General features: G+C 61.8%; 11 protein-coding genes. 6 read left to right on the top strand and 5 right to left on the bottom strand.

Annotated features, from left to right (window positions below; translation table 11 throughout):
- The first annotated feature begins 215 nt into the window (after nt 1-215).
- Both B4F51_RS18550 and B4F51_RS18545 read left to right on the top strand, forming a co-directional pair.
- Nucleotides 216-974 (top strand): glycosyltransferase family 2 protein, encoded by a 759-nt coding sequence (locus B4F51_RS18550; RefSeq protein ID WP_296227920.1) that lies wholly within the window; start codon nt 216-218, stop codon nt 972-974.
- 198 nt (nt 975-1172) lie between these two features.
- Nucleotides 1173-1688 carry a WbuC family cupin fold metalloprotein gene (locus B4F51_RS18545; protein WP_296227919.1) on the top strand — a complete coding sequence of 172 codons (516 nt, stop codon included), beginning with the start codon at nt 1173-1175 and terminating at the stop codon, nt 1686-1688.
- A gap of 38 nt (nt 1689-1726) precedes the next feature.
- On the opposite strand, the gene B4F51_RS18540 is transcribed toward B4F51_RS18545, so the two are convergent.
- Both B4F51_RS18540 and B4F51_RS18535 read right to left on the bottom strand, forming a co-directional pair.
- Nucleotides 1727-2554: a GNAT family N-acetyltransferase gene (locus B4F51_RS18540; protein ID WP_296227918.1), complete on the bottom strand. Its 828-nt coding sequence runs from the start codon at nt 2552-2554 to the stop codon at nt 1727-1729.
- Nucleotides 2555-2771: 217 nt separating this feature from the next.
- The gene (locus B4F51_RS18535) at nt 2772-3590 is read right to left on the bottom strand and encodes a hypothetical protein (RefSeq protein WP_296227917.1); all 819 of its coding nucleotides are present in this window, start codon (nt 3588-3590) and stop codon (nt 2772-2774) included.
- A gap of 271 nt (nt 3591-3861) precedes the next feature.
- Between B4F51_RS18535 and B4F51_RS18530 the strand changes: the two genes are divergently transcribed.
- The 4 genes from B4F51_RS18530 (at nt 3862) to B4F51_RS18515 (ending at nt 8437) form a co-directional block, all read left to right on the top strand.
- Nucleotides 3862-5250 carry a phosphomannomutase/phosphoglucomutase gene (locus B4F51_RS18530; RefSeq protein ID WP_296227916.1) on the top strand — a complete coding sequence of 463 codons (1389 nt, stop codon included), beginning with the start codon at nt 3862-3864 and terminating at the stop codon, nt 5248-5250.
- 44 nt (nt 5251-5294) lie between these two features.
- Nucleotides 5295-6293 carry a lipopolysaccharide heptosyltransferase I gene (waaC, locus tag B4F51_RS18525; RefSeq protein ID WP_296227923.1) on the top strand — a complete coding sequence of 333 codons (999 nt, stop codon included), beginning with the start codon at nt 5295-5297 and terminating at the stop codon, nt 6291-6293.
- Entirely contained in the window at nt 6293-7609 is a 1317-nt protein-coding gene (gene waaA, locus B4F51_RS18520) for a lipid IV(A) 3-deoxy-D-manno-octulosonic acid transferase (protein ID WP_296227915.1), read from the top strand. Before waaC ends, waaA begins: the two co-directional genes overlap by 1 nt.
- Nucleotides 7610-7711: 102 nt before the next feature.
- Nucleotides 7712-8437 (top strand): META domain-containing protein, encoded by a 726-nt coding sequence (locus B4F51_RS18515; protein ID WP_296227914.1) that lies wholly within the window; start codon nt 7712-7714, stop codon nt 8435-8437.
- Here B4F51_RS18515 and B4F51_RS18510 read toward each other — a convergent pair whose 3' ends face one another.
- From B4F51_RS18510 to B4F51_RS18500, 3 genes are all read right to left on the bottom strand, one after another.
- On the bottom strand, nt 8438-9877 hold the full coding sequence (locus tag B4F51_RS18510) for a TolC family outer membrane protein (RefSeq protein ID WP_296227922.1): 1440 nt from the start codon (nt 9875-9877) through the stop codon (nt 8438-8440).
- Between the two features lie 103 nt (nt 9878-9980).
- The gene (locus tag B4F51_RS18505) at nt 9981-10313 is read right to left on the bottom strand and encodes a rhodanese-like domain-containing protein (protein ID WP_296227913.1); all 333 of its coding nucleotides are present in this window, start codon (nt 10311-10313) and stop codon (nt 9981-9983) included.
- 28 nt (nt 10314-10341) lie between these two features.
- A complete protein-coding gene (locus B4F51_RS18500; protein ID WP_296227912.1) occupies nt 10342-10992 on the bottom strand; it encodes a protein-L-isoaspartate O-methyltransferase family protein in 651 nt (216 codons plus the stop codon).
- Between the last annotated feature and the right edge of the window lie 75 nt (nt 10993-11067).

The raw sequence follows: 11067 nt of genomic DNA, 5'->3' as shown, positions 1-11067 counted from the left end.
TCAATATGCTTGATTCCTGCAATTGCGGCAACGTACTTTCGGCCGCAAAGCCTTGTCTCGAAAGGACTGAGGGCGTTGTTCAGGGCCGATTAACTATGCAGAATCAGCGTTCACTGCTTTGCGGTCGCCATGCTGGAGGGAAATGAAGTAAAGGTTCCTTGGTTTTGCCCGATTTTTTTTAATTCTATTTCCGCATATACAGCGAAGTGAAAACGTTGGCGATCACCATTTCCGTTGTAAGTCATGGCCAGGCTGATTTGCTGGCACCTCTTCTCGATCAACTCAGGCTGGCGGCAGCGGTGGTGCCGATGCAAGTGATCGTAACGCTTAATTTGCCTGAGGAGCAACCTGCCGCAGCATCTGCTCCTGGGTTTGAATTGGAGTGGATCGCAAACCCGGCACCACAAGGGTTCGCCGAGAATCACAATGCCGCATTTAAGCTTTGTAGAACGAAGTTCTTTTGTGTCCTTAACCCAGATGTCCGACTTAGCGTCGACAGTTTGTCTCCACTAGTCGCTTGTCTAGCCCGCTTGCCGGGGGTTGCAGGACCACGTGTAGTCTCGGAGCGCGGCGATCTAGAGGACAGCGCTCGGAGAGTGCCGGGGCCACTCCGCTTGCTAGCGCGCTGGTGGCATCGCCGCTTCGAGCCTGACTATTCTCCGAAGGTAGGTGAGCAAACGGTCGATTGGCTGGCTGGCATGTGCCTTATGTTCGATATCGATAGCTATCGTGCGGTCGGAGGGTTCGATGAAAAGTACCATCTCTACTGTGAAGACATTGACATTTGTTTGAAAATGCACTTGGCTTCGCGTCATGTGACGTGGGTGCAGGACGCCGTCGTGGTTCATGATGCCCAGCGCACGAGCCACCGTAAGTTACGCTATCTGATCTGGCATATTGGCAGCCTATTGAAATTATTTACCGCCGCCGACTACTGGCGCTTCCGGTTCCTAAGTGAGCGTGCTCACCGGTAACGGCGCACCACCTTAATAGTTCAGGGAAATTCGAGAAAGCGCGCCGTATTCATATGTCGGTTCTATGGGGCCTGCTTTTTGTGATCGATAGGATATTTGCAACTATCAGGCCCGATAGCTGGCAACGCTGACTTTCTTATTTCACGATGCTCGGCAAGTCGGGGTGCTTAACGTTGATTCTTCGCGGGCCTCATAGAAATGAAGGGTGCATTCTCAGTTGAGGAATTGGATGAGCTTGGCGTCAATGCCAAGGCATCGGCAAGGCGACGGCAACATCGGAACGTTCACGCCAGCTACTCGGAAAAAATTCAGCGGTTGTTCAACGCAATCTGTGCCGACAGCTACATCCGGCCGCATCGACATACGCTGGATCCCCGCAATGAGAGCTTGGTCGCAGTGCGAGGAGAGTTCGCTGCAATTACATTCGCGGACGATGGGAGGATCGCAGACGTCGTCCGATTTGCGACGGAGGCTCATTGGGACGGCGATGCTCGCGTGACCGTTGGGATTGAACTCAGCCCGGAAACTTGGCACACGGTCGTAGCACTCTCCGATACCGCTGTTCTCTTCGAAGTGAAGGAAGGGCCGTTTGAGCCGACCATCGCGAAGGAGTATGCGCCTTGGGCCCCAGAAGAGGGAGATGTCAGCGTCGCCGCATACCTACAGTGGCTGAAAGATCAAATCGTCGCCCGACTGTCTGGCGGGGGTACATAAGTGTCAAGTTAAGATGTGAGTGCCAAGCGTAGCATCCCTTAGATGCGTTTGAGCAATGGGATATACGGCAGGCAAAGCTTATCCTTGCTCGCCAGCCCGTTGATCATTCTCTGGGAGCCCACGGCGAACTCAAAGCCGTACCCGTGGCTTTCCAGATTGGTGTAAATGTCAGAGTTTGCGGGTGCATTCAGATGCCAGCTGTCAGGCAGAATTTGCTCGATAATCTGAAATACAGCGTCCCAATTGCCACTCCACGCTGCCAGTGTGTACCCCTGATTTGTTTGCAGCACGGTAATTGAAGCAGTGTCATTGCTGAACAAAAGAACGCGCTTAGCAAAAGCGGGAATGCCGAGAGGGGAGACGTCATCGATTCTGAGCCCGGACAGATCGTGGCAAAACGGGCGCCTCGTACGACGTTCCGCACGTTTCGAGACGTTGCCGTACCAGTCCTCGCTGTCTACTGCAAATCCGTGCTTTACGTATACGTCGGGCTTGTTTGTCCAGAGTACCAGCATGTCGAAAGACTTGTCCTTGCCCACTTCGATTGCGGTGGAGACGAGATCACGGCCCACCCCGTTGCCCCGCAACGCTTCGTTAACACAGACAAACCCCACCAAGCCGAGTTTTTTGTTGTCGGCCAGAGTATCTTCCTTGATCAACAGTGTGGCGACTGCTGGCGCGTGCTCTAGTCCACGACCAGGCTTGATCAGGATTGACGTTATGCCAACTTTGTCGTCGATCCAGGGATAGTGCGTAGTCAGGTCGATGCCTCCTCTCCCTCTGGATTTGAAGAACACTTCCCAGATCAGCTCCTTGGCAGCTAAGGGTACCCCTTCTTGTATGGAGTATTGCCACGGTTTGTTCACGTGCCCCTTCATCCTCATTCCTTGTTCCATTATGTACCCTAACCAACCATGCTTCTGCCTGGAGTATCTCGAACGCATCCATTCCATTTCAGGAAGTCGATTCAAGGCTATTTCTCGGCAATGCCGAGCCCGCCGTATCGGCTAATGCTTTGGTCGATAAATATTTTATATTCCGGTAAATAACCAGCCTTCCGGCTCATGATGGCAGCTGTGGTGTCTAATTTAGGACTGTGGGGTTTGAGGCGTTCTCTTTTAACAGGACCAGTCCTGCCCCAATGATCAAGCCCAAAACAGCGCCAGCGACAACAAAAATCGCAACACCTGGTGTGCTTGATTCAACAGGAACATACGCTGGCCCCATCGCTGCTGTTGGATAGCTTCGCAAGGGACCTAGGGCATCTTGATAGGCGATCACTTGCTGTCGCAGCGTAAGAATCTGCGCGTTGAGCAGCGCAGCGGTATTGGAAGCGAGAACTTCGCGCGCACTACCGCCTCCACCGTTTTCGGATGAGGTAGCTGCTTTCAGCACCCGCTCTATCCGGTCGTAGTCGTGCTGCGTGGCAGCTAGCTTTGCCTGCACGTTCGCCAGATTGCTTTGCATCACATTGATTGCTTGCTCGAACAACTTGCGATGGGTTGCTAAGAAGGTTTTCAGTGCAGCATCTAATGCCGCTGAAGCCCCCTCCCGTGAATAGGCCGAAACCTGGACATTGATCACGCTCGGGCTACGGCCGGCCGTGGCTTTCAATGAATTAAAGAGGAGGTTGGCGTCTCTGTTGCCGGAATCTGGCGCAGGGAGTCCGAGTTCGCCGAGCACTTGAAGGCGGGAGCCTGGCAAGTTGTAGCGTTCGGTTGCGGTCAACTGATTTTCGATAGGTTGAGGCGCAGAGGTACCGTCTCCCGGCGCAGGAATGGACACTTGTCCGATCTGGATTGCCATCGTGGCGGTCCAGCGCGGATGAATGATCCAAGTCGCCAAGAGCCCAGCACCCGCGCCGACCATGCCTACGATGAGAATCGTTTTGAACGAGTTCATCAGAAGGCGTATTAGATCCGACATGGAAGGTGACGTGTCCGCGTTCGCAGTGGGCATAAGTGGTACTTCGAGTGACTTCGACTTGTGATTGTAGCCTGCCTTTCAGAGCGCTCTCCTCGACATTACGAGCCCTGTCCCAAAGCTTGCATACTTGCATGACTGCTCTCCACAATCGCACCGAACACAAAAATGCAAGGCCATGTGCTGGGGTAGAGATGTCAAGCATTTACAATGTCACTCATCTTCCGCTTAGCGCATGCCACCATACTTCATGCCCACCCTCGCCCACACCATCTTCAAAGCCTACGACATCCGCGGCATCGTCGGAAGAACCGTCGATGCCGAAACCGCGCGCCTGATCGGCCAAGCATTCGGCTCGGCAGCACGTGCCAAGGGCGAATCCGCCGTGGTGATCGGCCGCGACGGCCGCCTGTCGGGCCCCGAACTGCTGGCGGCGCTGGCCGATGGCTTGCGCGCGAGCGGCGTGGATGTGATCGATCTCGGCCTCGTCCCCACGCCGATGGTCTACTTCGGCACCAACATCGAGCTGGCCGGCCGCCGCGCCACCTCGGGCGTGATGGTGACAGGCAGCCACAACCCGCCGGACTACAATGGCTTCAAGATGGTGCTGGCCGGCCAGGCCATCTACGGCGAGCAGATCCAGGCGCTGCGTACGCGCATCGAGCAGGGCGATTTTACCGAAGGCGCAGGCGCCTACGTCCAGGTGGACATCCGCCAACAGTACATCGACCGCATCGTGTCGGACGTCAAGCTGGCCCGCCCGATGAAGATCGCCGTGGATTGCGGCAACGGGGTGGCGGGTGCCTTCGCGCCGGCGCTGTTCCGCGCGATGGGTTGCGAGGTGACGGAACTGTTCTGCGAGGTGGATGGTCACTTCCCGAATCACCATCCGGACCCTGCCCACGTGGAGAACCTGCAGGATCTCGTGCGCACGCTGCAGACCACCGATTGTGAACTTGGTCTTGCCTTCGATGGCGACGGCGATCGCCTCGGCGTGGTCACCAAGGATGGCCAAGTGATCTTCCCCGACCGCCAGCTCATGCTGTTCGCGCAGGAAGTGTTGTCGCGCAACCCGGGCGGCGAGATCATCTTCGACGTGAAGTGCACCGGTAAGCTGGCGCCGTTCATCCGCGAGCATGGCGGTCGCGCGACGATGTGGAAGACCGGCCACTCGCTGGTCAAGGCCAAGTTGAAGGAAACCGGTGCGCCTCTGGCGGGCGAGATGAGCGGCCACATCTTTTTCAAGGACCGCTGGTACGGCTTTGATGACGGCCTTTACACGGGCGCGCGCCTGCTCGAGATCGTCTCGCGCCTTGCTGACCCGAGCGCCACGCTCAACGCACTGCCGAACTCGCACTGCACGCCCGAGCTGCAACTGAAGTGTGCCGAAGGCGAGCCCTTCGCGTTGCTCGACAAGATCAAGGCCAACGCCACGTTCGCGGGCGCCAAGGAAGTCATCCGCATCGACGGTGTGCGCGTGGAATACGAAGACGGCTTCGGCCTGGCGCGTCCGTCCAACACCACGCCCGTGGTGGTGATGCGCTTCGAAGCCGACAACGATGTGGCCATGGCGCGCATCCAGGCCGAGTTCCGCCGCGTGATCCTGGCTGAAAAGCCTGACGCGCAACTGCCGTTCTGATTGCGCAGGCAGCGTTCATGAAGTTGGGGGGAAAGGATGGCGGCATGCGTGTGCTGATCGTCAAGGTATCGTCGCTTGGCGATGTGGTGCATTGTGCGCCGGTCGTGGCGGATATCCTGCGCGCGTATCCGGATGCCGAGATCGACTGGGTGGTCGAAGAAGGCTTTGCCGGCATTGTGCGCATCGTGCGCGGCGTGCATCAGGTGATTCCGTTTGCGCTGCGGCGCTGGCGCAAGTCGCTGGGTTCCGGGGCAGCTTGGAGTGAGATGGCGGCCTTCCGCCGCGCGTTGCGCGCCAAGTCGTACGACGCGGTGCTCGACACGCAAGGCCTTATCAAGACGGCCTTGATTGCCGCACAGGCAAAGTTGACGCCGAGTGGGTTCGTTGCGGGGCTGGGCAATCGCACCGATGGCGCGGGCTATGAGCCGCTCGCCAAACTGTTCTATCAGCGCAAGCTCTTGATAGAGCCACGTGTCCATGTTGTTGAGCGATCGCGCCGCATGGTCGCCGAGGCGCTGGGTTATGCACTGCCCGAGGCGGTTGATTTCGGTCTACAGCCGCCGGCTGAGCTGTCATTTCCCATGCCACGCCCCTATGTCGCGCTGGTGCATGCCACTTCGCGCGCGGATAAGGGCTGGCCGCAGGCCGCGTGGGTCGATGTTGCACGTGAACTTCTCGCACGCGACTACGCGCTTGCGCTGCCGTGGGGCAGCGAGACGGAGCGACGCACGAGCGAGGCCATCCGAGAGGCGATCGTCGCCGCCGTACCGGGCACGGTGGGACGCGTGGTGATTCCGCCGCGCATGTCGCTGCCAGACGTGACGGCCTTCCTCGATCAGGCGACGGCCGTGGTGGGTGTCGACACCGGCCTCGTGCACATTGCTGCAGCGCTGTGCAAGCCGACGGTGGCGCTCTACAACTTCACTACGTCATGGCGCACTGGCGGCTACTGGACGCCCAACGTGCACGACCTCGGCAGCGCCGAGGCCCATCCGACCAGCGCCCAGGCGCTCGATGCGCTGCGCGCGCTGGGTGTGCTCTGATGCTGCGTTTTCTCTATCGTTGGCTGTGGCGCATCGCGTTGCCTGTCGCACTCCTGCGTCTGTGGTGGCGTGGCCGCAAGGAGCCTGGCTATCGCCAGCACATCGGCGAGCGGCTGGGTTTCTACCCTCCGCGCGCCAATCCGGATCGCCCGCTGCTCTGGGTGCACGCAGTCTCCGTCGGCGAGACGCGCGCTGCGCAGCCGCTGATCGATGCGCTGCTCGCGCGCTTCCCGCACCACGCTGTGCTGCTCACGCACATGACGCCAACCGGCCGCCGCACCGGCGCCGAATTTGCCGCGCAACGCAATGGCCGTGTCATCCAGGCCTATCTGCCGTATGACCTGACCGGCGCCGTCGATCGCTTCCTGCTCCATTTCCAGCCTCGCCTTGGCTTGTTGATGGAGACGGAGATCTGGCCAGTGCTGATCGAACGCGCCTACGCTGCCGGCGTGCCGATGGTGCTCGTCAACGGGCGCCTGTCGGCACGCAGCCATCGCCGCACTGCCCGCCTGGGCGAGGCCGCCCGTGAGACCTACGCGCAACTGGCCGCAGTGCTGGCGCAGACGCCCGACGATGCGGATCGCTACCGCTCGCTGGGCGTGCCGCGCGTGCGCGTGACGGGCAACCTCAAATTCGACATCACGCCGCATGTCGATCAGATCATGGCCGGCCGCGTGCTGCACGAAGCTTTGTGCGGGCGCGCCGCCTGGGTGGCCGCCAGCACGCGCGAGGGCGAGGAGGCACTGCTGCTCGACGCTTGGCAGGCGCATCGCGTGCAGCACGTCGGGCGTCGGCATCCGCTGCTGATCCTGGTGCCGCGTCATCCGCAGCGTTTCGACGAAGTGGCGCAACTGGCCGAGCGCGCGGGCTTGCGCGTCGTACGCCGCAGCGCGATGGTGGTGTCCGCGGCAGGCATGACGAACGACGCCGGTCTGGCCGATGCCGACGTCCTGCTCGGTGATTCGATGGGCGAGATGGCGCTGTATTACGCGGCTGCCGAAGTGGCCTTCATCGGCGGGAGCCTGCTGCCGCTGGGCGGGCAGAACCTGATCGAGGCCTGCGCTGTCGGTACCCCGGTGGTTATTGGCCCGCACACGTTCAACTTTGCGCAGGCCACCCGCGATGCGGTGGCGGCCGGCGCGTGCGTGCAGGTAGAGGACGCAATCGCGGTGATGCGTGTGATCGATACATGGCTGTCTGACGCCGATGCGCGCGAGACCGCCTCGCGCGCTGCGCTGGCCTTTGCTGCCACGCATGGCGGGGCGACCGCACGCACGGTGGAGGCCGTTGCCTCGCTGGTGTTGCCGACGTTGTAACACGCGGACCACGTTCAGCACGAAAACTGCGAACTCATTGCGTGCGGGGCAGACTAACGGCTCTTCGCGCACTGTGCATCCGTTACTGTTCACGATCCGTTCATGTTTCAATCCAATCGTCCCAAGCCGAGCCTGTTGCAGACGCCGCGCCGCGTGGTGCTGGCGGCGGCCGCCCTGGCCGCGCTGACGGCCGCCAGCATCATTGGCGCCGGCTGCATGACACCGACAGCCTCGACCAAGCCCGCCGCAACTGTTGCCTCAAACGCATCCGCTCCGGTTGCACAGGCTGCATCGACACCCGAAGCCAAGCCGGTGCCCGCCAGCGCCGCGCCCAACACCGGGCAGGCGACGCTGGCCCAAGCCCAGGGCGAGGGCCGCTCGCGCTTTGTGCTGGTGCGTTGGCAGGAGCCCGGTGCCGCGCCCAAGGAATTGCCTTCAGGTGAGGGCGAAGGCGCTGACCCGGCCACGGAGCCGCTTTCCATCGAGTTCAGCACGGGGCTGGAAGCAGCCAACGGCGTGGCGTCGGGTTACTCCGGCTGCAACCGGTTCTCCGGTCCCTACGAGAAGCTCACCTCGGGCATGCGTTTCGGCAATCTGGCGACCACGCGCATGGTGTGCGATCCGGCCCGCATGGAGTTGGAGACGGCATTTCTGGAGGCGCTCAAGACGCCGCTGGCGACGGTTGGCATGCAGCCATCGCCTGCAGGGGTGCGGGGCCGCCAAGTGATCTGGAAGACGGCCACTGGCGCGCTGCTACAGTTTGCCGAGCGGCCGTTGCCGGCAGCGGCACCGGCGCCATCGTCGTCACCGAGCGGCCAGAATCGCTGATCAGCGCTTGGCGGATTTGACCGCCGATGTTCCCTGTACGGGCTTGAGGGCGCGCGGCGGCAGTGCCGTGATGTCGCTCGAGCCGTTGGCCGTAAGCAGCGTATTCACCTGGATCACGTCCGCTTCGGAGAGCGAGCCTGCGGCGGATTTCAGCCGCAGGCCATTGACGATGGTGTCGTAGCGTGCGCGTGCCAGATCGCGCCGGGCTTGGAACAACTGCGCCTGCGCATTGAGCACGTCGGTGCCGATGCGCACGCCCACACCATAGGCGAGCTGATTGGAGTCGTACGCCGAACGCGCCGACAGCTCCGCCGCTTCCAGCGCCTTCACCTGCGCCAATCCCGCAATCACGCCGATGTACGCTTGCCGTGCGCCTTGCTCGGCGGCACGGCGGGCGTACTCGAGGTCGCTCGCGGCTTTGGTTTCCAGCGCAATGTTCTCGCGCACGCGCGATTGGATTGCGCCGCCCGCGAAGATTGGGATCGACACCTGCACGCCGATTTGCGAACTATCGAAACGCGCACCGCCCGGCAGCGATGGAATGTATTGGTTGCCGCTCGCATTCGTGTGGCCCGTCTGCGCCACGAGATCGACCGAGGGCAGATGGCCGGCGGTGGCCTTCTTCACATCGCGCTCGGCGCTTTGTAGGTTGTATTGGGCGAGTGCCACCTGCAGGTTGCCGGTGCGCGCCTGATCGATCCAGGGTTCGGATGCGGACGGTTCGGGCTGCGGCAGCGTCACGCCCGTGCGTACGCCCGCCAAGGTACCGACCGACTCGCCGACGATCTGCTTGAGCGCCGATTGCTTGACCTCCAAGTCGCTGCTCGCGGCGATGACGGTGGCTTCGATCGCGTCGCGCCGTGCTTGGGCATCGTTGGCGTCGGTGATGTTGGCGTTGCCGACATCGAAGTTGCGCCGTGCCTGCTCGTACTGCTGTTGGATCGCATCGCGCTGCGCAATGGTGAGCTGCAGCGTGTCCTGCGCATTGAGCACGTCGAAATAGGCCTGCGCCGTGCGCGTGATGAGGTCGAGTTGCGCCTGTGTGAGCGAGGCCTCGGCGGCCTGCGCGGCGATTTCGCCCTGCTTGTAGGTCTCCCAGCGGTCCCAGCGGAACAGCGGTTGTGACAGCGACAGCGTCCAGCCCGTCGACGAGAAGGTCTTGTTGAAGTCGACCGGTGCGTTCTGGTCGAAGATGATGCGCGTCGAACTCCAGGCCCCGCCGATCTGCGGCAACAGGCCGGCGCGGCCTTGCGTGAGCTTCTCGCGCTGCGCGAGCGATTGCGCGCGCGCCGAAGCGAACTGCGGATCGTTGGCCAACGCGGCGCGATAGGCGGAGAGGAGATCGGTCGCTGCGGGCACATCCGGCGCAGGCGTCTGGGCCCACGCCAGCACCGGCGCCATCGACCAGCACAGCACAACAAGCGAACCGTGTGCGGCCATGCGCATGCGGCTACTACGAGCAACAGTCATAAAGCCCCCGGACGAGGAAAACGTTCGGAAGGCAGCACGGGCGCGGCAGGTGCGCGCCCGGCGGCTTCCCCAATCAGTACGTCGTCATCTGCGGGTCGACCTGGTTGGCCCAGGCGTGGACGCCGCCTTGCAGGTTGTGGACGCGGGCCGGATCAAAGCCGGCGCGCACGATCAGGAACTGCGCAACCTGCGCGCTACGCCCGCCGTGGTGGCAGATGCAGACGATGTCTTGGTCAGCATTCAGCTCGCCTGCGCGCAACGGGATCTCGTTCATCGGGATGTGCGTGATGCCGGGCAGGGCGCAGATCTGCACCTCTTCCGCCTCGCGCACGTCGAGCAAGACGGGCTGCGCGCGCGAAGCGTCGGCGAGCCATTGGGCGAGGGCGGCAGGGGCGAGCTGTTGCATGATGATCGGGGAAGGGCTGGGGGCTGAGTCAGAAGCGGAACTGAGACGGTGCGCTCACGCCCACCAGCGGTGTCACATAGGTTTCGAACAGGTTGCGCGTCTGGTATTCGGTGTTGGAGATGCGCGTGATGAGCTGCGCCTCCATGACCGGAGCGCTGCCTACGAAGATTGACAGGCGACCGCCCACCTTGAGCTGCTTGAGCAGGGCTTCAGGCACCGTCGGCACCGAACCCGAGACGCAGATCACGTCGTACAGGTCCTGGCCCCAGCCTTGCGCGCCGCTGGCTTCGACCACGTCAACGTTGGTCACGCCGTTGCGCGAGAGGTTGTCGCGTGCGAATTGCACCAGTTCGGGCACGATGTCCAGCGTGGTGACCTGGCGGCCCCGATGCGCCAGCAGGGCAGCCATGTAGCCCGAGCCCGCGCCGATTTCCAGCACGTCTTCGTGCTTGCGCACGGCCAGCTCCTGCAGCACGCGGGCTTCCACGCGCGGGGCCAGCATGTTCTGGCCACCGGCCAGCGGGATTTCCATGTCGACGAAGGCCAGCGCGCGGTAAGCCTCGGGCACGTAGTACTCGCGCTTGACGACGGCCAGCAGGTCGAGCACGTCGGTATCGAGCACGTCCCACGGACGGATTTGCTGCTCGATCATGTTGAACCGGGATTTTTCGATGTCCATGGGCATGCCTTCCATGCGGAGCGAGTGATGCGAATGAGGGTTTGACGAGAAACCCGGCATTCTAGCAAGTCCAGA

The sequence above is a fragment of the Ralstonia sp. UBA689 genome (genome assembly GCF_002298975.1).
Classification (GTDB): Bacteria; Pseudomonadota; Gammaproteobacteria; order Burkholderiales; family Burkholderiaceae; genus Ralstonia.
The sequence above is the reverse complement of the archived record's forward strand: the minus strand, read 5'-3'. Positions and strand labels throughout refer to the sequence as shown.

Excerpts from the sequence above, each read along its gene's own strand:
- B4F51_RS18535 (WP_296227917.1), bottom strand. The coding sequence starts at position 3,590 with ATGAACTCGTTCAAAACGATTCTCATCGTAGGCATGGTCGGCGCGGGT.
- waaA (WP_296227915.1), top strand. The coding sequence starts at position 6,293 with ATGCTGCGTTTTCTCTATCGTTGGCTGTGGCGCATCGCGTTGCCTGTC.
- B4F51_RS18515 (WP_296227914.1), top strand. The coding sequence starts at position 7,712 with ATGTTTCAATCCAATCGTCCCAAGCCGAGCCTGTTGCAGACGCCGCGC.
- B4F51_RS18545 (WP_296227919.1), top strand. The coding sequence starts at position 1,173 with ATGAAGGGTGCATTCTCAGTTGAGGAATTGGATGAGCTTGGCGTCAAT.
- B4F51_RS18500 (WP_296227912.1), bottom strand. The coding sequence starts at position 10,992 with ATGGACATCGAAAAATCCCGGTTCAACATGATCGAGCAGCAAATCCGT.
- B4F51_RS18505 (WP_296227913.1), bottom strand. The coding sequence starts at position 10,313 with ATGCAACAGCTCGCCCCTGCCGCCCTCGCCCAATGGCTCGCCGACGCT.
- B4F51_RS18510 (WP_296227922.1), bottom strand. The coding sequence starts at position 9,877 with ATGGCCGCACACGGTTCGCTTGTTGTGCTGTGCTGGTCGATGGCGCCG.
- B4F51_RS18530 (WP_296227916.1), top strand. The coding sequence starts at position 3,862 with ATGCCCACCCTCGCCCACACCATCTTCAAAGCCTACGACATCCGCGGC.
- waaC (WP_296227923.1), top strand. The coding sequence starts at position 5,295 with ATGCGTGTGCTGATCGTCAAGGTATCGTCGCTTGGCGATGTGGTGCAT.